Here is a 19,998-nt window from a genome sequence, read left to right on the forward strand (position 1 = left end):
GTGAAGCGGCTCATCGGACGCCCCCAGGAAAGCACTCAGTCGGAACGGAGATCAACCCCTCGTTTTGAAAAAGGGCTATACTTTTTAAATTGTCACCTTGATTTCATTGACATAATAGTATTTCAACAACATGTAAAAGGATATGACAAATGTCATATCCTTTTTATGATGTTTGCGTCTGTTGCTAGTTTATGTTCATGTTTTATGATGAGGTCATAAGAAAAAAGGAAAAGAGGGAGTAAAACAATGGCAACAGATAAAGAAAAAACAAAAAAACTGCGCCAAGATGTAGCGCCATTTGCGAAATCAGATACAGCTAAAAGTATTTTTCAAATTATCAATACGATTGTACCGTTAATCGCACTATGGATTGCCGGATATATGGTAGTAGATATTTCACCGTGGTTAACAGCTGGATTAAGTGTTATCTCTGCTGGGTTTGTCGTAAGGGCATTTATAATTTTCCACGACTGTACACACGGTTCATTTTTCAAAAGTAAAAAGGCAAACGACGGTGTTGGTTTTTTAACTGGAGTGTTAACATCATTCCCATATGAAAAATGGAAACGTGAGCATACAATTCACCACGCAACTAGTTCGAACTTAGACAAGCGTGGGATCGGCGATATTGATATGATGACAGTGGAGGAATATTTACAGGCTTCTAAAGGTCAACGATTGTGGTACCGTTTTTATCGTAATCCATTTGTTATGTTTGGATTAGGTCCATTATATATGGTATTAGTATTAAACCGTTTTAATCGTAAGGATGCAAAACAGAAGGAACGTCTAAATACTCATGTAACAAATGTTGTGATTGCAGGACTTTGTGCAACTTTAATCTACACGATGGGTTGGCAAGCATTTTTACTAGTACAGGGTGTAACATTATTCATTGCTGGATCTCTAGGAATTTGGTTATTCTATATTCAACATACGTATGAAGATTCTTATTTTGAACATGATTCGGAATGGGATTACGTAAAGGCTGCTGTTGAAGGAAGCTCGTATTACAAATTGCCAAAGCTATTACAATGGGTTACAGGGAATATTGGTTTCCACCATGTCCACCATTTAGCTCCGCGTGTACCGAACTATAATCTTGAAAAAGCGCATAATGAAACACCACCATTGCATACTGCAACAACGATTACATTGCGTACAAGCTTAGAATCATTGCGCTATAAATTATATGATGAAGATCAAGGAAAGTTTATATCGTTTAAAGACGTTAATGAAATCATTAAGCGAAAAGCAAAAGGCAGTATCGCTGCTTAGTAGAAATTTTAGCCATCTCTTCTGAAGGGATGGCTGTTTTACTTAAATAGTGCTATCAATATCATGACAAGCTTAGGAAAGCCATGTACAGGCATAAAATTAATTTTCTTGTTATAATAAGGGAAAAGTAGGAAAGAGCGTGAGATTATGTTGAGGAAATGGCATAGTATTATTCCGAATAGTCCAATGCTCAGTATATATTTATGGATTATTTTTTGTTTCCTACCGTTTTTCTTTATTTTTAGAAAATCTTCTTATTTAGAAATATCAATAGGGATTACTTTTTTAATGCTATATTTTATTTTCTATCGATTTTCTATGAATTCGAAAAATGGCCTTGTTTATATGTGGATTAGCTTTGAAATGGTCATTAATATCGTGATGACAATACTGTATGGCTATGTGTATTTATCAATATTCACAGCTTTCTTCATTGGTAATCTTCGTAGACCAGTTGGCTTCTATATTATGTATGGGTTACATATTGGCTTTACAGTTATTTCTACAGGTGCTGGTTTCTTTGTGGAGCTGCACTTATTTTTATCACAACTGCCGTTTGTTGTGTTAACGATTTTAGCGGTTGTACTTCTTCCGCTAACGATTTATTCAAAAAATAAACGTGAAAATTTAGAAGGTCAGCTAGAAACGGCCAATGAGCGAATTGCTGAGTTAATTGTTTTTGAGGAACGACAACGTATTGCCCGGGATTTACATGATACACTGGGTCAAAAATTATCCATGATTGGCTTGAAAAGTGACCTGGCTTCAAGACTAATTGAACGAGATCCGCAACAGGCTTTAATAGAGATTAAAGACATTCGTCAAACAGCTAGTATTGCATTGAAAGAGGTCCGTGAATTAGTTTCTGATATGAGAACAACAAAATTTGAGGATGAGCTTATGCGCATTTCTCAAATTTTGAGGGCTGCCGAAATGGAATTTATTTTTGATGGAGATAAAGAGACATTACAAGTGCCGCCACTTGTAGAAAATGTTTTATCCATGTGTTTAAAAGAGGCAGTAAATAATGTTATCAAGCACAGCGGCGCTACCAAATGTGAAATTGCATTTCATCAAAACTTTAAAGAGGTGTATTTGGTAGTTCGTGATAATGGACAAGGAATTACGAAAAAGCAAGCATGGAAGACAGGTAATGGATTAAACGGAATGCGTGAACGTTTAGAATTTATAAACGGCTCCTTTAAGATTGAAAGTGAGGAGGGCACCACATTAACGGTGTCGATTCCAGTGGCAATTACGCATCAGAAGGTCAAGGAAAACCTGAAGAACATATAGAAAAGAGGCTTGTGACATGATCCGAATTGTAATTGCTGAAGATCAGGGTATGCTATTAGGCGCACTTCGCTCTTTACTTAGTATGGAGGATGATATGGAGGTCGTCGGCTTAGCCAAAAATGGGGAGGAAGCATTGGCACTTGTAGCTGAACATCAACCTGATATTTGTATTATGGATATTGAGATGCCAGTGAAAACTGGACTTGACGCTGCAGAAGAAATGCATAGCTCTGGATTTGATTGTAAAGTAATTATATTAACAACATTTGCAAGACCAGGTTATTTTGAGCGTGCTAGAAAGGCTAGTGTCCGAGGGTATCTGCTAAAGGATAGCCCTATAGAGGAATTGGTCAATACCATCCGTATCATTATGGATGGTAAAAGAATTTACGCACCTGAACTAGTCGATTTTGTCTATGAGGACGATAGTGAAAATCCTTTAACTGAGCGTGAAAGTCAGGTATTGACACTTGTTGCAGAGGGCAAGACTACCAAAGAGATTGCTGCCGAATTATTTTTATCAGCAGGAACTGTCCGCAATTATATATCAACTATTTTAGAAAAATTAAATGTTGGCAATCGAATTGAAGCGATCGCACGCTTTAAGGAAAAAGGTTGGAATAAATAACTCCAGTAAAAAACCTTATCGTCTCTTAAAACGATAAGGTTTTTCTATGCTTATTTTTTACGTTTTGTTAAACGTCCAAGAACGAATGCACCTGCTGCTACCGCAAGAACTGTATTCGTTTTTTTCGTAAATACTTGTTTTGTCACAAGATTGAGGTTTTGAGGACGCTCAGCTAAACGGCGCATAAAGTAGCCGTACCAATCTTCGCCAAATGGTACATATACACAGAAGTTATAGCCTTCTTTAGCAAGTTCTTTTTGCATGTCTGTACGGAAACCATAAAGCATCTGGAATTCAAATTTATCTAGTGGAATATTATGGTCAGCTACAAAGCGTTTTACATGTGCAATTACATTATGGTCATGTGTTGCAATGGATGTAAATTTACCATGAAGTAAATGATATTCGATTAACTCAATGAAATTTAAATCAATATCTAATTTATCTTGGAAGGCAACCTCAACAGGCTCCTTATAAGCACCTTTTACGATACGTAAACGATAGTCCTTGAATTTCTCAATATCGTCTTTTGCACGGTAGAAGTATGATTGAATAACAGTACCCACATTATTAAATGTTTTAGAAAGCTCCTCAACCATATCAAATGATGTCTGTAAACGATCATAGTTTTCCATGTCAAAGTTAACGAATATATCATAAGCTGCTGCTTTTTCTACAATTTCGTATAAATTATCGTAGCAAAAATCAACATCGATATCTAATCCTAATTGTGATGGTTTTAACGAAATGTGGGCATCAACACTATTTTCATGAATAGCTTCAATAACAGCGAGGATTTGTTCCTTTGCCTTCGTTGCTTCTTCTTCAGTTGAAACAAATTCTCCTAAATTATCCACTGTGCAAGAGATATTATGTGCGTTCAGCTCTTTGATGCTTGCAATTGTTTCCTCAATATTTGTACCAGCTACTACACTTTGTGCTCCTAATTTAAGGCCATATTTTTTTGCAGCACTATTTAATAGTTGGTTTTCAGATAAATGGATGAAAAAATCGCGTAATACCATGGTCATTCTCCTCACTGCTTTTCTTTTTAGTATAACATAATTTATAAAAGTTATATCAATTTCAACATAATCGTTATTTCATTTCAAGTATTTGCATGCGTTCGTTAAAAAGAGCAGGATAGCATAAAAAGCCTATCATTATGCTTGATAGTGTTGCTGTTGTGAGGAGGGCAAAAATGATTAAGAGTTGAAATTGTACTGCTTGTATAGGATCTGCACCACCGATAATTTGACCACTCATCATACCTGGCAGTTGAACAAGTCCGATGGTTTTTTGACTCTCGATTGTAGGAATCATACTTGCCTTAACAGCATTCATTAGCTGACGATGAATAGCCTGTTTAGGTGTGCCACCAAGTGATAAAATTAATTCTATTTCATCATGATGACTGGTGATCTCAGCAGTAAAACGATTTAAAAAGAGGATGGACAACACCATTGAATTACCAATTAGCATGCCGCTAATGGGAATAATAAATTGTGCAGTTGCTGGAACAATATGAAAGCCAAGTAAAACGCCTTGTGTGACAGTTTCGATGACAATTAAAGTCAGAGCAATTTTCCACGTAATACCTTGAATCCCTTTTCCTTTTTTGCGGGCATTTAATGTTGCCGCTACAATCATTAATGCAACCATAAGGAAAATATAAAGATAGCTTTGGGCATCAAAGACAAATTTTAAAATAAAGCCTACTGCAAGTAGCTGAACAATAGAGCGTATCGTAGCAATGATTGTATCTTTTTCAAGTCCAAGCTTTAATGTTTTTGATAGCAACAGAGGGATTAAAACAAAAATTAATGTCAGAGATAGTGTTGTAAACGTCATACATTCGCCCCCTGTACAAACTCTGCTACACGTGGATTTACAGGGGCTTTCAGTAGGGAGCTTTTTCCTGTTTCAATAAGCTCACCATCCATCATAACCCATGTGAAGTGCCCAATTGTTAGTGCCTGCTGTAAATTATGTGTAATCCAAATCATTGTGACATTGTATTTTTTGTTAATGGTGGCAATGAGTGACTCAATGTCCTGGACAGATTGACGGTCCAATGCAGAGGTGATTTCGTCTAATAATAAAATGGAGGACTGATTAATAAGCGTTCTCGCAATAGAGACTTTTTGTCGTTGTCCACCTGATAACCCATTTGTAGAGCGCTGTAGAAAGCTTTGATCCAGTCCGACATCTTGTAAATATTGAATGGCTTCTTCTTTTTTAAGCTTTTTTCCTTGTAATGAACGAGGAAGTGCGAGATTTTCAAACACAGTCCCGTTAATCATAGGTGCTGCCTGAAGGGCAATGCCGACATGTTTTCTTAAAGCAGTTGGCTCGTATGTAGAAATAGGTTGATTATCAATTAATATTTGACCATCTGTAGGTGATAATAAGCCATTACATAATTTTAGTAGAGTTGTTTTGCCAGCACCGGATGGACCGACCAAAGTGGTGATTTTTCCTTTAGGGAATGACCCAGTAATCGATTTTAAGATAGTCTTGTCATTTGCAGAAAAGCTGATCTGTTGAAGGTGAATAGAAGGCTCGTATAACATATCCATACAGTTGAAACTCCTTTATACTAATAGGTACAATAACTGTATCATGAAATGAATGTAGGCTACAGCTATTTAACATTGTATAGTCTGTAGGTAATAATTATGAAATGTAAGGGGAATAGGGGAATGGACGTATTATATGTAGATACATTAACATATGCACAAGGCAATATGTATATCGTTGCCTCGGATGAAGGGCTTGTATATATTGGAACACCAAATGCACCATTTGAGGAGGTTGAAGTATGGGCCAAAAAGCCATTTAAAGGCTACCGTTTTGAAGAGAATAAAGCAAAATTACAGCCGTATGTTAAGCAATTCACGGATTATTTTAATAAAGAGCTTACAGAATTTGATTTGCCGATACATGTCAAAGGAACCCCGTTTCAGCTAGCTGTATGGGATGCGCTAATGGAGCTACCATACGGTGCAACGGCTTCATACTCAGATATCGCACACCGCATCGGTAATCCAAAGGCGGTAAGAGCAGTAGGCGGTGCAATAGGAGCTAATCCAATATTAGCAATTATTCCATGTCATCGTGTGATTGGAAAAAATGGTAAGCTAACAGGTTTTCGTAGTGGATTGGCAATGAAGGAGTTTTTACTTGAAATAGAGAGAGGCTTGAAGAACAAACAAGTGCTTTGATAATACAGGATTTACTCCAACAAAGTCTTATGATTAAGTGCATGAATAAACGCCCTGACCATAGAAATGAGCGAAATATCCAAAGGAATAATCAGTAAGTCTCCATAGGATTGTTAATTCTAGGGAAAAATCTGCATGCCACTTATAGGATGTCATGCAGATTTTTGTAATATCAACAAAGCTTTATCGACACTAGACATGTTCTTCTTGAACATTAGTTTGTGCTTTACCGAAATGTGTTAAACGATGTGCGAATGTTTCACCTTTAACGGCAGAGCCTTTGAAAATATCCTGGTATTCATAGGCTGGTGTACCATGTTCAATGACATCCAGACCAGCGATTTCTTCCTCAGCAGTAACACGTAATGGTACAAATGCTTTAATAATAAATAAACCAATTGTTACGGAAACACTAACCCAGGCAATGGTAGCGATAATCCCAATTGCTTGCACACCTAGAAGGCTGATACCACCACCATAAAATAATCCTTGACCATTAATATCAAACAGGCCAACTGCAAGAGTACCCCAAATACCACAGATACCATGTACAGCAATGGCACCAACAGGGTCATCAACTTTTAATCTCCATTCGATGAAACGTACACCTTCCACTAGTAATGGAGCTGCAATTATGCCAATAATGATAGAACCAATAATACTAACATTCGCTGCACCAGCAGTAATGCCTACAAGACCTGCTAAGGCGCCATTTAATGTCAGAGAGCCGTCGATATGACCATATCGAAACTTCGTATAGAAAGCAGTTGCGACAACTCCAGCAGCGGCTGAAAAAAATGTATTAGCAATAACGCTAGGCACTAGTTCAGGATCAGCTGCTAATGTAGAAGCACCATTAAAGCCAAACCAACCGAACCAAAGTAAGAATACACCTAGAGAGCCTAAAGGAATACTATGTCCTGTAATGACATTAACACGACCATTCTCGTATTTACCAAGTCGTGGTCCGATCATCGCCGCTGCTACAAATGCTGCTACAGCCCCTGTTAAGTGAACTACTGTAGAGCCTGCGAAATCAATAAATCCAAGATCAGTTAACCAGCCCTGACCACTCCATACCCAATGACCAACAATTGGGTAAACTACTAATGTCATGAGTATAATAATGCCGATATAAGCAAAAATATTTGTACGCTCAGCCACTGCACCAGATAAAATTGTAGCGCCTGTTGCTGCGAACATTGTTTGGAAGATAAAGAAGGAAAGATCATCTACACCTTTTAAAGCAAAGCCACTTGTACCGAATAAACCTCCAGCAGTATCACCAAACATAATGGCGTATCCACATAAAAAATAAATAATACCGCCAAGTGAAATCGTAAGAAAATTTTTCATAATAATATTGACCGCATTTTTAGAACGTGTAAAGCCAGCCTCAACCATTGCAAATCCAGCATGCATAAAGAATACTAAAATTGTACCTAGCATCACCCAAACTAAATTTACCGATAATAGAACCGCATCCATATATAATTCCCCCTTATTCTACGGCAATTGAGCCGACTTCTTTAGTACGGATCCGAATTGCCTGTTCTACTGGATAAATGAAAATTTTACCGTCACCAACTTTACCAGTTGCAGCATCTCGTAACAGTACTTCCACAATAGAATCAACTTTTTCGTCATCAACAATCATTTCTAATTTCAGCTTTGGTAAAAATTCAATTTCATACGTGTTGCCACGGAATAAACCAGTGCGACCTAGCTGACGTCCACAGCCTGCAATTTCGGAAACACTTAGCCCTGCAATTCCTTCCTGTGCAAGTCCGTCCCTAACGGTGCCGAAAACTTCAGGACGAATAATTGCTTCGATTTTTTTCATTGAAACCAGCTCCTTGCGTTAATTTAATTTACATGTTAAAACGACCTTAAAAACTACGCAATTGTTTTTTTGATAATCATGTTATGTTTTATAACATGATGTATTTCGTTTATCGTAATATATTTAGCAAAATGTTTTTATAAGGGGAATGTAAGCGGTACTAAAATATATGTCTAAAATGTGTCGAGTTCTAAATTTTCTGATTATTAATGTGAGGAAATGTAACATATAAACAGAAGAATGCAAAACGCAAGAATTTGGGTATATAGTGTATACTAGGACTAATTATCAAAGCGGAAGAAGGGGTTTCTTGTGAGATCAAACTATACAGATGATAGCTTAGCGCTACACACAGATTTATACCAAATCAATATGGCAGAATCGTATTGGGCGGATGGTATACATAATAGAAAAGCGGTTTTTGAATTATATTTCAGAAATTTACCATTTGGCAATGGGTATGCCATTTTTGCTGGATTAGAAAGAATGCTTGATTATTTACGCAATTTTCGTTTCAGCGATTCAGATATTACCTATTTACGAGAAGAGGTAGGCTATAAAGACGACTTTATTGATTATCTGAAAAATATTCGATTCACAGGAAATATGTACTCGATGGTGGAGGGTGAGCTTGTTTTCGCAAATGAACCAATCGTCCGCATTGAAGCACCGTTAGTAGAAGCACAGCTAATTGAGACAGCCCTTCTTAATATTGTGAATTACCAAACATTAATTGCGACAAAGGCTAGTCGTATTAAGCAAATCATCAAAAATGAAGCAGCGATGGAGTTTGGCACAAGACGTGCTCAGGAGATGGATGCGGCTATTTGGGGAACGAGGGCTGCATTTATTGGTGGCTTTGCCTCCACAAGTAATGTTCGGGCAGGGAAACTCTTTCATATACCAGTGTCAGGTACTCATGCCCATGCACTTGTTCAAGCCTATAAAAATGATTACGATGCATTCCATGCGTATGCGAAACGCCATCGAGATTGTGTATTCCTTGTGGATACTTACAATACGTTAAAATCAGGTGTACCAACTGCAATTAAAGTAGCTAAAGAGCTTGGGGATAAAATTAATTTCATTGGAATTCGTTTAGATAGCGGCGATATAGCATTTTTGTCAAAAGAAGCGCGTCGAATGCTAGATGAAGCAGGTTTCCACAAAGCCAAAATTATTGTATCCAATGATTTAGATGAATACACCATTTTAAACTTAAAGGCACAAGGTGCACAAGTGGATGTGTGGGGGATTGGTACAAAGCTTATTACAGCTTACGATCAACCTGCTTTAGGGGCTGTCTATAAAATGGTTGCTATAGAAAATGACGAGGGTCAATTAGAAGATACAATTAAAATTTCTGCGAATGCTGAAAAAGTGTCGACGCCAGGTCTTAAAAATGTTTATCGAATTATTGATCGAAAGAATGGAAAGGCAGAGGGAGATTATATTACGATGCAGGATGAAAATCCTCAAGCAGAAGAACGAATAAAAATGTTCCATCCTGTTCATACATTTGTTTCAAAATTTGTTACAAACTTTGAAGCAAAAAACTTACATCAACATGTGATTAAAAATGGTGCCATTCATTATCAAAATCCAACATTGGAAGAAATGCGTGATTATGCTATGGATAATTTAGAACTGTTATGGGATGAATATAAGCGTGCCATGAACCCTGAGGAATATCCTGTCGATTTAAGTCAAAAATGTTGGGACAATAAAATGCGCAATATTGAAGAAGTGCGTGAAATGGTCAATCGATTATAAGAAAGGAGTGAAAAATAAATGACTTTACAGCAGCAAATCATTCAGGAATTACGAGTGAAGCCTACTATAGATGTACAGGAGGAGATTCGCAAATCCATCGATTTTTTAAAGAACTACGCACGTCGATATAGTTTTGTAAAAGGGTTTGTTCTCGGAATATCTGGTGGCCAGGATTCTACATTAACAGGAAAGTTAGCGCAGCTTGCGGTGGATGAGTTAAATGCAGAGTCAAAAGAAACGATATATTCTTTTTATGCTATTCGCTTACCATATGGCGTTCAGGCTGATGAAAAGGATTGTCAGGATGCCATCGATTATATTAAACCAACAAAAACCTTAACAGTGAATATTAAAGGCGCTGTCGATGCAAGTGTTCAAGCATTATCGGATGCAGGAATTAAGGTAAGTGATTTTGTGAAGGGAAATGAAAAGGCACGTGAGCGAATGAAGGCGCAATATGCTATAGCTGCTATGAATAATGCTGTCGTATTAGGAACAGACCATGCCGCTGAAGCCATTACAGGTTTTTATACAAAATTTGGAGATGGGGGTGCGGATCTAATGCCCATCTTCCGACTTAACAAACGTCAAGGTAAACAATTACTAGCTGCACTTGATTGCCCGGAGCACTTATATTTAAAAACACCAACTGCCGATTTAGAAGAAAATCGCCCATCCTTGCCAGATGAACTAGCACTTGGTGTAACATATAATCAGATTGATGATTATTTAGAGGGAAAGACTATTCCTGAAGAAGAACGTATTACATTAGAAGGATATTATTTACGTTCTCAGCATAAACGCCATATGCCGATTACAGTATTTGATGATTTTTGGAAGTAATTTTAATAAAGAGAGCTTTATTTAAAGTAGGTTCAACTTTGAATAGAGCTCTTTTTTTATTTAATTTGATTCTGCGTTATTAAGCTTTCGCATAAAATGTCGATATATATACCTATAAAGTTGATAAAAAGTAAGGGAGGGTAATTATTTATGAGGACTTCTAGAGTAAGTGCAACGACTAATAGTACATTTCGTAATGAACAACAGTATCTACATGCAGGGGATATAAGTCATAATTTTGGACAAAATCCAAAGCAACAGTTTAAAAATAGTATGCAAAAAAATAATGATAAGAAGCAAATGAATCGTACGAAACAAGATCATCAGCCGCGATCAAATAAAATAGAGGCTAATTCTTTAGATCATGCATATGATTTACAAATACGTAATGAATTAAATGAAACGGCCGATAAATTAAATCGTCTTAGCAAGCAAAAGAAGCTTCTAAATAGTTACCGTTCTTCTATATAGACACGTATTCAAACTCTCTTCATCTTTCTATAGATGGAGAGAGTTTTTGTATTACAAACGGAAAATGAATATCTTTTATTCAAAATATTTGAAGTCAAAACGTTCAATGAATATTCAAGATGATTTTTCCAATTCTTCACAATTTTTTTTTACTTATTTCACAATTGAACTGTAAAGTAATTGGTAGTAACAGAATAAAGAAATTGGGGGAAGCGGTTGTGAAAAAATTATGGTTACCTGTATTAGCAGTATTACTTTTACTTACGGCTTGCGGTACAGAAAAGACAGAGGTTAAGGAAGAAGCATCTAAGCAAGAGGTAGCAGGAAATGAATCGGAAGCAAAGGATAATTCGGTTCAAGTTGCTTCTTTAGTGGATCCACGTTTACAAGAGCCTAAGGAAGATACATTGTGTGAAATGTGTAATATGAAGGTTTATATGAAGGACGAAAAAATGGGAGAGTTCTCTACTCAGGCAATAAAAGAGGATGGAACAATCGCCTTTTATGATGATATAGGCTGTTTATTAAATGCTGAGGTTGCCAACGAGGAAAAAAATGAAAAATTTGTGCGTGACTATATCACAAAGGACTGGGCGAAAGTAGAAGATGTAACTATCGTCAAAACAGACCTGAAATCACCGATGAACTGGGGCTATATTTATTTCATTAACAAGGCTGATGCAGACAAATTTATTGCAGATAATCCAAGTGCACATGTCGAGGAATTACAAAAGATTAAGGATGATGCATTGGAGCGTCGTAAGAAAATGATGGAAGAAAAAGCGAAAAAAGAAGCAAATGGTGAATCAGATTCCATGCATATGGAAGAGATGAATCATGATGATCAAGGACATAATCATTAATATTAAAGGACTAGGGGGGATTCCTCTAGTCTTTTCATGCTGAAATGCGAGGAGAGGAACAGTGAAGAAAATAGGTTTTGCATTTTTGTTTTTTTTATTTATGAGCCACACAGTGTACGCTGAATTCGATATACAGAAAGCCATTGATGCAGCATCGCCCGGTGAGGTTATTCATATTCCTACTGGCAGGTATCAAGGTAATTTTATTGTTACAAAGCCACTAACATTACTTGGTGAGGATGGAACGGAATTTATTTCGAAAAATAATGAGCCGACACTACGAATTGAAAATACCGCAACTATTAGTATCAGCAATATAAAATTTTCAGGAAAAAGTAAAGCAATTGTTGCTAGTAATGTTGATGGGCTTGAGCTTAATAATATCCACATTAAAGACACTCATACGGGTGTGCATATTCAACGCTCCACTAACGTCCATATACACGACATTCATGTAACTGGCAGTGAGGGGCACTATGCAAAGAAAGGAAATGGTATTGCCATTTATAAAAGTGAAGACATCCTTATAGAAAACAATCATATTGAGCAGATGCAGGATGGGATTTATGTAGAGGAAGTCAAAAGTATTGTTGTTCAACATAACAATGTGACACGGAGTCGTTATGCTACACATTTTATGTATACAAGTGATGCAAAGGCATTTTTTAATAACTATCTTTCTAATGTTACTGGCTTTATGGTCATGATGACCACAGATATCTTTTTAGAAAACAACACCATTGAGAACCATTCTAATTATAACGGCTACGGTATGTTGTTGTATGACGTGCAGCGGGCTTCAATTGCAAAAAATATCATCAAAAATAATCGAACAGGTCTCGCATTACAAAAAAGTTCGATGATTCAAATTGATACAAATGATTTTCAAATGAATCAAACTGCAGTTGAGGGAACAAAGGTAAGTGACAACACAAAGGCAAGTCATAATAGCTTTACTGGTAATATACTAACAGCCCGCTCTGATCAGTTGGGTCTTCAGCTAAATGGTAATTATTATGATGATTATACAGGCATTGATATAGAAGGAAATGGGTATGGTGATGTTCCGTATGTGGCAATGTCAAGCTTTGGCCAGTGGATGGTGCGGCAGCCTGTCTACCAATATTTTGTGGCCTCTCCAAGTGTTGTTTTACTAACATCGCTAGATCAGCAAATTAATAAAACGGAATCAAGGGTATTAGTAGACCATACACCGAGATTAGCGATAAATCATGAAATAGAACATAACAAACTAGATGCTGTACAAACATTTTTAGGTTTACTTTTGCTAGTAGGTAGTTTATGGCTATGGAAAAGAGGGATAACAGAATGAAAAAATGGGTAATGATGATCTTGTTGTACTGCGGTGTACTAGCGAGCTGTAGTGAAAAAACATATGAGCCTCGTGAAATTGTTAGTGAAACGGATGTTTGTAAAATTTGTAATATGAGCATTGTTCATAATGCTTATGCTGGTCAAATTGCCTTGAAAAATGGTGATTATGAAATTTTTGATGATATTGGCTGCTTGATGGAATATATAGCTTCAAATGGTGATGAAGAAATTGGAGCAGCCTATATTAAAGATGCCACAAAAAATGAATGGATTGATGTTTTTAAGGCTGTGTATGTGTACAACAAGGAGTATTGGACACCAATGAATTACGGTGTAGTAGCCTTTGACACAAAACAGGCGGCACAGGAGTGGATGACACAAGAGGGAGAGGGAAAAGTGCTTCAATATAAGGATTTACACAATTTTAATTGGGGGATCCATGAGTGATGTATAGTATGCTAATTAAATTAGAATTGAAACAAATGCTTAGAAGTCGATGGATGCAACTTGTGTGTTTGTTATTTACATTCGTTTTTACAGCTATTGTCGTCGTTCAGCAAATGGCACTTCCCGATGTTGAAGGCTTTACACGTCAAACCGCCTCATTTTTAAACGTATTACTATTTTTATTGCCGTTATTTATTCTAACGATTGGCAGTATGAGTGTAGCTGGTGATGTGGAAACTGGTTGGTACTCGTTGTTAAAGACATACCCAATGACCCGCATGCAATACATTACAGGGAAATATATAGCTACTGTACTAGCCTTTTTATTGGTCGTGCTGTTAGCGTTTGGGGTTATCGTGACATTAGGTGGGATTTTAGGCGGTGTGCATTTGCCTGTTATTTTCATCACACTAACGTTGCTATGTATATTTATTTTTGTGTCATTAGCCGTTTTGATTGGTGCGTTTGCTAAAACTAGATTGTATGCACTGTCGTTATCACTTGTTTTTTGGTCCATTTTTTTATTGCTTATTTCTTACGCTTTGATGGCTATAGGAACAGTTGTAGCAGGTCATGTGATGCAAAAGCTTACCATTATTGCGATACATATTAATCCTGTAGAGTGGCTACGTTTCGGCTATTTTATTTTTTCACATCAAGCTAGTGTACTTGGTCCAGCATTTTATAGTGTGACAAAGTTTTACTCATCATCATTAGGCTACACGGTTTATGGAGCTGTAACGTTGCTGTGGATTATTTGTCCATTAGCTTGTAGTAGTAGGCTGTTAAAGAAAGGCGGAAGAAAATGATGCTATTAGAAGCAAACAAATTATCACATGTATATGACAATAAGAGAGGGCTTCAGGAAGCTTCTTTTTCCCTACAGACAGGGCGTGTTCTAGCTCTTGTGGGTGGTAATGGTGCTGGTAAGAGTACATTAATTCGCCTGTTAACAGGACAAGAAAAGCAAAAATCAGGTGAAATCATCTGGCATAAACCGCAAACCATCCGATATATGCCAGATGATGTGGACTTTCCATCTATGTTATCAGCAATAGAAATTTTACAGCTACTTGCCTCTTTCAAGAATGTTGAGAAGGAGGAGCAAGAAAATGTGCTAAGACGTGTTGCGCTATGGGATGTAAGAAAGCAGAGGGTAAAGCAATTCTCGAAAGGGATGCGTCAAAGGTTGAACCTTGCTCAAAGCTTACTTGGCAATGGCTCTTTGCTTATTTTAGATGAGCCAACTAATGGGCTTGATCCTTTTTGGATAGCTGAGCTTAAAAAAATAATGCTTGAGGAAAAAAGCAAAGGTTGTACAGTTATATTTTCCACACATTTACTTGCATTTGCTGAAGAAGTGGCAGACGATGTGTTAGTTCTACATGAGGGTAAAATACTTATCTCAGGAAGTTTAAAGGAAATTCTTTTACAAGAAAATTCATCTTCATTAGAGAATTTATGGTTAAAAAAATTAAATCTGTAACATTTTGATAGGTAATGACGTTCTATGTTAGTGGGTAGACTTGTTTGAAGGAATTCAGACAAGTCTTCTTTACGTGCTAAAGTAATGGATAGATTTTCATATAATTGTTTTACTAGCAATATTTCGTTATGCTTAAGATAAGTTATCGTGCAATTCAAATAATTGTAGGGTGAAATGGGAGGTTTTTTAATTTATGAATTCGCAAATACAAGATGTTTTAGAAAATATAGAGAAAGTAATGATTGGTAAAAGAGATGTTGCTGAGCTTAGTATAGTTGCTTTGCTGGCGAGAGGGCATATTTTACTAGAGGATGTACCGGGTGTTGGTAAAACAATGATGGTGCGAGCGCTAGCAAAGTCGTTTGATGCACAATTTAAAAGAATTCAATTTACACCGGATTTATTGCCATCTGATGTAGTTGGAGTGTCTATTTATAATCCAAAGACAATGGAATTTGAGTTTCGTCCTGGCCCGATTATGGGAGATGTCGTACTTGCCGATGAAATTAATCGTACATCACCAAAAACACAATCTGCATTGCTTGAAGGAATGGAGGAAGCATCTGTCACAATTGATGGGAACACCCTAGCAATCCATCAGCCGTTTTTCGTTATGGCAACGCAAAACCCGATTGAACATGAAGGGACATACCCATTACCAGAGGCACAGCTGGATCGTTTTTTACTAAAGATAAAGATGGGTTATCCTTCTAGAAGAGAAGAGGTAGAGATACTACGTCGAGCAGAAAATGGTAAACCGATTGAAAAAATTAAAGCAGTACTAACAGTTGAGCAATTAAAAGAATTACAGGAACTTGTACAAGGTGTGTATGTTGAAGATTCTGTCAAAAATTACATGGTCGAGTTAGCATCACAAACAAGGGAAAATAGCTATGTACATTTAGGGGTAAGCCCTCGTGCAACGATTGCCCTAATGAAAGCCTCACAAGCCTATGCTTTTATGAAAGGGCGCAGTTATGTTACGCCAGATGATGTCCAATATCTTGTACCATTTGTCTTTAGTCATCGATTAGTATTAAAGCCTGATGCTCGATATGATAACGTAACAGCAGAGGAAATTATTGAGCGTATTATTGCAAAAACACCTGTACCTACAAAGAGGTTCGCGGAGCAATGAAGAAATGGAAAGTATTGATAGAGAAAAGTAAACATTTCTTATTAGTATCTTTGTTAATCATTTTTACATTTTGCTATGCTATGTTTCAGGGGGGCTTTGTTAGCTGGTTTGTATTTTTTGCAGTTAGCCCATTTTTGTTATATGCCTTTATTTCCTTATTAGTAAGAGAAGAAATTTTACTTGTAGAACGTGAAATTGAGCCTTCTCATATTGAAAGTGGGCAATCTGCGAAGGTTACAATTACTGTAGAGAGAAAGACACGCTTCCCATTTGCTTATATGATGATGGAGGAGCTTGTAAATAGTGAATCCCTTGTGCAATCAAAGGTACAAGGAGCAAATGCCGTTATGTTTGTAGGCTTTAGGAAAAGTTTTAGCTGGAGTTATACGCTAGAAAATATGCCTCGTGGTGAGCATCGTTACCTAGGTGTAACTATTGTTTTCAGTGATTTCTTTGGCTGGGCAAAAAAAAGTGTTTCAGCAGAAAAGGAACAAGTGATTTTAATTTATCCAAGGGTCCGTGAAATGAAATATGCCACACTTCAAACAAAATTTGATGCCGGATCAATGATGTCACCATATTCCATCGTTAAAGATACTTCAATGGCTGTGGGGCTACGTGAGTACGTTCCTGGTGATCGTTTTTCGTGGATTCATTGGAAATCATTCGCAAAAACGCAAACACTACAATCAAAAGAATTTGAGGATCGTCAATCACAGGAGCTGATGTTAGTGTTCCATGCCAAAAAGTCACCGTTATTTGAAGAAAAGATTGAGCTAGTAGCATCAATGTTACAAACGATAGTAGATGAACGAGGAGATATTTCATTTGTTTCAGCAGGTGCAAAAACGAAGGTGTTTCCACCTATACAAGGGAATAAGCAGTTAGATCAAGTCATGCATCATTTAGCTGCTATAAAGCCAACAGAAAATGTGAAATTCCAATTAAGAGATCAACGAGCCTTTAAGCATGTTGCAACAATGCTATATGTCACGAGCGAAGTATCTGATGAACTATTACATACTCTCGCCACTATGGTGAAAAGCTGTATTTGTTTTGTAGTGGCAGAACAGCCACCTATACAAGCAGAATTAACTATGCGTTATAAACATATACAAGTTGTTTATGTTAATCCACTCGATTATTATCATTTGTTCACGGAGGTGAAGAGGCCGTGAAAAAAACATTAGGAGATTTTATAGAATTAACTATTGCGTATGTAATTGTTTTTTTTATTTTACGTGAATGGCTTATTCCGGTAATGGAGCTAACCAATACTGGTTTACTTCACTTATTTTTAGTGTTTATTGGGCTATCTCTAGCGCTTAGCTTATTCCGAGTACAGCCGCTATTATCCGGTTTAGTTAAACTTGGATATATTACGTGGTTTGTAGTATTTGTATTTAGTAAAAAGCCTTTTTTATCTGGTAACACATTGCCGTTTTTAATACATGAATGGAAATGGAATATGACAGCCATTTTTTCTGGAGAATTTGGACAAGTATCAGATTCGTTTAGAACAGTGCTTTTCCTTGCTCTTATTTGGATGTTAATATACTTAATTCACCACTGGATAACGGTGCGGAATAATATATTCTATTTCTTTGCATTAACAGTATTCTTTATTGCTACTTTAGATACATTTAGTGACTACAATGGCAAAGTAGCAATTGTAAAAGTTATTATATTGGGCTTAATCATGACAGGCTTCCTATTTGTCAAGCGGCTATGGCTTCAAGTCGATGCAGCAAATAATGCAATAAGAAAGTGGAAGCTTGTTATACCTATGATTGTTTCCGTGCTACTTGTCAGTGGAGTTGCGTTCTTTTTACCGAAGACAGGACCAACCTGGGCTGATCCAGTACCCTTTATCAAAGGGGTTGCAGGACAAGGTGATTCGGGCTCGGGTAAAAAATCAGTTGGTTATAGTGATGATGATAGTCGATTAGGCGGACCATTTCAGGGAGATAATACATTAGTTTTTACAGCGACTTCCCGTGATCGCCACTATTGGCGTATAGACACGAAGGATACCTATACATCAAAAGGATGGATTCTTTCGCAAGGAAACTTTGGGAAAAATTATTATCAAGCTAATACACCTATTTTAACTTCTTTACAGGTGGGATCTCTAGAAAAAACGCGTGAAATTCAGATGGACATCGCTGTTCCGATGCCGTTTTTAATACAAACGTATGGGATGCTGTCAGTTTCAGCACAGGATTCAACCATGTTTATACAGGATGAGCAAACTGAAAAAATAGGAATAGAGCAACAAAATGATGAGGACAAATTATTATCAAGCTATACGCTATCATATAGTGAGCCTGTCTATAGTATGGAGCAGCTTCAACTGTCAAAACCATCCATGCTGGAAACCTTGGACCCATCCTTTAATCGCTTTTTGCAATTACCAAATACACTTCCGCAGCGTGTAAGAGAATTGGCGTTAGACATGACTCAGGATAAAACATCGGTGTATGATCAAATCAAAGCAATAGAAAGATATTTTTCTACCAATGGTTTTAGATATGATAAAACTGCAGCAGCTATTCCTGCTGAGGATCAGGATTATGTTGATCAATTTTTATTTGATACAAAAATTGGCTACTGTGATAATTTTTCAACATCAATGGTTGTACTTCTACGATCGGTGGGTATTCCAGCACGCTGGGTAAAAGGCTTTGCGCCAGGTGATGCTGGTTCAGTGTCAGATGGTTTACGTGAGTATCGCATTACAAATGATAATGCACACTCATGGGTGGAGGCATATGTACCTGGAACAGGCTGGATGGAGTTTGAGCCAACGATTGGCTTTACAGGAAATGTGAATATTGATTATGATATTGAACGAGAAACGCCTCAGCAAGAACAAATCACTCAGCCAGAAGAAAAAAAGGAGCAGCCGAAAAAAGAGCAAGAGCCAAAACACAAGGCTAATAGTTCAACATTTAGCTTAGATGTAGTATGGACATGGTTGAAAAAACTCAAATATGTATGGCTGGCTTTACTTGTTTTGCTCATTGCTACTAGTATTTCATTGTATACGAAACGTAGAACGTGGATACCTAAAATGCAAATAAGAGCATATCGTAAAAAGGAAGCGGATTGGACAAATTTTGATGCTTCTTATCAGGATTTAATGAAGCAATTATCACGCATCGGTTTACGACGAAAAGATGGTGAAACATTACGGGCATTTGCTGAACGGGTGGATGCATCACTAGAGACAGATGAAATGCAAAAATTAACTGCAGTTTATGAACAGCATATTTATGGCAAGGAAGCACAAAGTGTTGATTTTAAGAAACTGAAAGAAAGTTGGGAATATTTAATCAATCGCACTATCAGTTGATTTTAGTGGGTACAAAGA

The 19,998-nt window shown here is 37.0% G+C and carries 20 protein-coding genes; 15 read left to right on the forward strand and 5 right to left on the reverse strand.

Annotated features, from left to right (window positions below):
• Positions 1-246: 246 nt before the first annotated feature.
• The 3 genes from desA to AC1RNS_RS24115 all read left to right on the forward strand — a co-directional run bounded on the left by desA (position 247) and on the right by AC1RNS_RS24115 (position 3,202).
• Positions 247-1,278 (forward strand): Delta(5) desaturase DesA, encoded by a 1,032-nt coding sequence (gene desA, locus AC1RNS_RS24105; RefSeq protein WP_492996361.1) that lies wholly within the window; start codon positions 247-249, stop codon positions 1,276-1,278.
• A 147-nt stretch (positions 1,279-1,425) separates the two neighbouring features.
• Complete coding sequence (locus AC1RNS_RS24110) at positions 1,426-2,574, forward strand: sensor histidine kinase (RefSeq protein ID WP_492996363.1); 1,149 nt, start codon at positions 1,426-1,428, stop codon at positions 2,572-2,574.
• 16 nt (positions 2,575-2,590) lie between these two features.
• On the forward strand, positions 2,591-3,202 hold the full coding sequence (locus AC1RNS_RS24115) for a response regulator (RefSeq protein WP_492996364.1): 612 nt from the start codon (positions 2,591-2,593) through the stop codon (positions 3,200-3,202).
• 50 nt (positions 3,203-3,252) lie between these two features.
• Here AC1RNS_RS24115 and AC1RNS_RS24120 read toward each other — a convergent pair whose 3' ends face one another.
• From AC1RNS_RS24120 to AC1RNS_RS24130, 3 genes are all read right to left on the reverse strand, one after another.
• The gene (locus tag AC1RNS_RS24120; RefSeq protein WP_492996365.1) at positions 3,253-4,227 is read right to left on the reverse strand and encodes a proline dehydrogenase family protein; all 975 of its coding nucleotides are present in this window, start codon (positions 4,225-4,227) and stop codon (positions 3,253-3,255) included.
• Positions 4,228-4,300: 73 nt separating this feature from the next.
• A complete protein-coding gene (locus tag AC1RNS_RS24125; RefSeq protein WP_492996366.1) occupies positions 4,301-5,053 on the reverse strand; it encodes an ABC transporter permease in 753 nt (250 codons plus the stop codon).
• Positions 5,050-5,781 (reverse strand): ABC transporter ATP-binding protein, encoded by a 732-nt coding sequence (locus AC1RNS_RS24130; protein WP_492996367.1) that lies wholly within the window; start codon positions 5,779-5,781, stop codon positions 5,050-5,052. Before AC1RNS_RS24130 ends, AC1RNS_RS24125 begins: the two co-directional genes overlap by 4 nt.
• Before the next feature lie 123 nt (positions 5,782-5,904).
• Here AC1RNS_RS24130 and AC1RNS_RS24135 point away from each other — a divergent pair, with 123 nt between their 5' ends.
• On the forward strand, positions 5,905-6,426 hold the full coding sequence (locus AC1RNS_RS24135) for a methylated-DNA--[protein]-cysteine S-methyltransferase (protein WP_492996369.1): 522 nt from the start codon (positions 5,905-5,907) through the stop codon (positions 6,424-6,426).
• A 192-nt stretch (positions 6,427-6,618) separates the two neighbouring features.
• Here the strand turns inward: AC1RNS_RS24135 and AC1RNS_RS24140 are convergent, their stop codons facing one another.
• A complete protein-coding gene (locus AC1RNS_RS24140; protein ID WP_492996370.1) occupies positions 6,619-7,914 on the reverse strand; it encodes an ammonium transporter in 1,296 nt (431 codons plus the stop codon).
• Between the two features lie 13 nt (positions 7,915-7,927).
• The gene (locus AC1RNS_RS24145; protein WP_492996371.1) at positions 7,928-8,269 is read right to left on the reverse strand and encodes a P-II family nitrogen regulator; all 342 of its coding nucleotides are present in this window, start codon (positions 8,267-8,269) and stop codon (positions 7,928-7,930) included.
• 312 nt (positions 8,270-8,581) lie between these two features.
• Here AC1RNS_RS24145 and AC1RNS_RS24150 point away from each other — a divergent pair, with 312 nt between their 5' ends.
• The 11 genes from AC1RNS_RS24150 (at position 8,582) to AC1RNS_RS24200 (ending at position 19,980) form a co-directional block, all read left to right on the forward strand.
• The gene (locus tag AC1RNS_RS24150; protein ID WP_492996372.1) at positions 8,582-10,042 is read left to right on the forward strand and encodes a nicotinate phosphoribosyltransferase; all 1,461 of its coding nucleotides are present in this window, start codon (positions 8,582-8,584) and stop codon (positions 10,040-10,042) included.
• 18 nt (positions 10,043-10,060) lie between these two features.
• Complete coding sequence (gene nadE, locus AC1RNS_RS24155; protein WP_492996373.1) at positions 10,061-10,885, forward strand: NAD(+) synthase; 825 nt, start codon at positions 10,061-10,063, stop codon at positions 10,883-10,885.
• A 150-nt stretch (positions 10,886-11,035) separates the two neighbouring features.
• Positions 11,036-11,356, forward strand: a complete 321-nt coding sequence (locus tag AC1RNS_RS24160) for an NAD synthetase (RefSeq protein ID WP_492996374.1) — start codon at positions 11,036-11,038, stop codon at positions 11,354-11,356.
• A 218-nt stretch (positions 11,357-11,574) separates the two neighbouring features.
• Positions 11,575-12,219 (forward strand): nitrous oxide reductase accessory protein NosL, encoded by a 645-nt coding sequence (locus AC1RNS_RS24165; RefSeq protein ID WP_492996375.1) that lies wholly within the window; start codon positions 11,575-11,577, stop codon positions 12,217-12,219.
• Positions 12,220-12,280: 61 nt separating this feature from the next.
• Entirely contained in the window at positions 12,281-13,552 is a 1,272-nt protein-coding gene (locus AC1RNS_RS24170) for a right-handed parallel beta-helix repeat-containing protein (protein ID WP_492996376.1), read from the forward strand.
• A complete protein-coding gene (locus AC1RNS_RS24175; RefSeq protein ID WP_492996378.1) occupies positions 13,549-14,001 on the forward strand; it encodes a nitrous oxide reductase accessory protein NosL in 453 nt (150 codons plus the stop codon). Before AC1RNS_RS24170 ends, AC1RNS_RS24175 begins: the two co-directional genes overlap by 4 nt.
• The gene (locus AC1RNS_RS24180) at positions 14,001-14,810 is read left to right on the forward strand and encodes an ABC transporter permease (protein WP_492996402.1); all 810 of its coding nucleotides are present in this window, start codon (positions 14,001-14,003) and stop codon (positions 14,808-14,810) included. Before AC1RNS_RS24175 ends, AC1RNS_RS24180 begins: the two co-directional genes overlap by 1 nt.
• The gene (locus AC1RNS_RS24185; RefSeq protein WP_492996380.1) at positions 14,807-15,487 is read left to right on the forward strand and encodes an ABC transporter ATP-binding protein; all 681 of its coding nucleotides are present in this window, start codon (positions 14,807-14,809) and stop codon (positions 15,485-15,487) included. Before AC1RNS_RS24180 ends, AC1RNS_RS24185 begins: the two co-directional genes overlap by 4 nt.
• A gap of 193 nt (positions 15,488-15,680) precedes the next feature.
• Positions 15,681-16,625: an AAA family ATPase gene (locus AC1RNS_RS24190; protein WP_492996381.1), complete on the forward strand. Its 945-nt coding sequence runs from the start codon at positions 15,681-15,683 to the stop codon at positions 16,623-16,625.
• Positions 16,622-17,803: a DUF58 domain-containing protein gene (locus AC1RNS_RS24195; protein ID WP_492996383.1), complete on the forward strand. Its 1,182-nt coding sequence runs from the start codon at positions 16,622-16,624 to the stop codon at positions 17,801-17,803. Before AC1RNS_RS24190 ends, AC1RNS_RS24195 begins: the two co-directional genes overlap by 4 nt.
• Positions 17,800-19,980, forward strand: coding sequence for a transglutaminase TgpA family protein (locus AC1RNS_RS24200; protein WP_492996384.1), 2,181 nt, complete (start codon positions 17,800-17,802; stop codon positions 19,978-19,980). The genes AC1RNS_RS24195 and AC1RNS_RS24200 overlap by 4 nt, the downstream gene beginning before the upstream one ends.
• Positions 19,981-19,998: the final 18 nt, after the last annotated feature.

Source organism: Lysinibacillus sp. GW821-FHT14F06, from assembly GCF_058803665.1.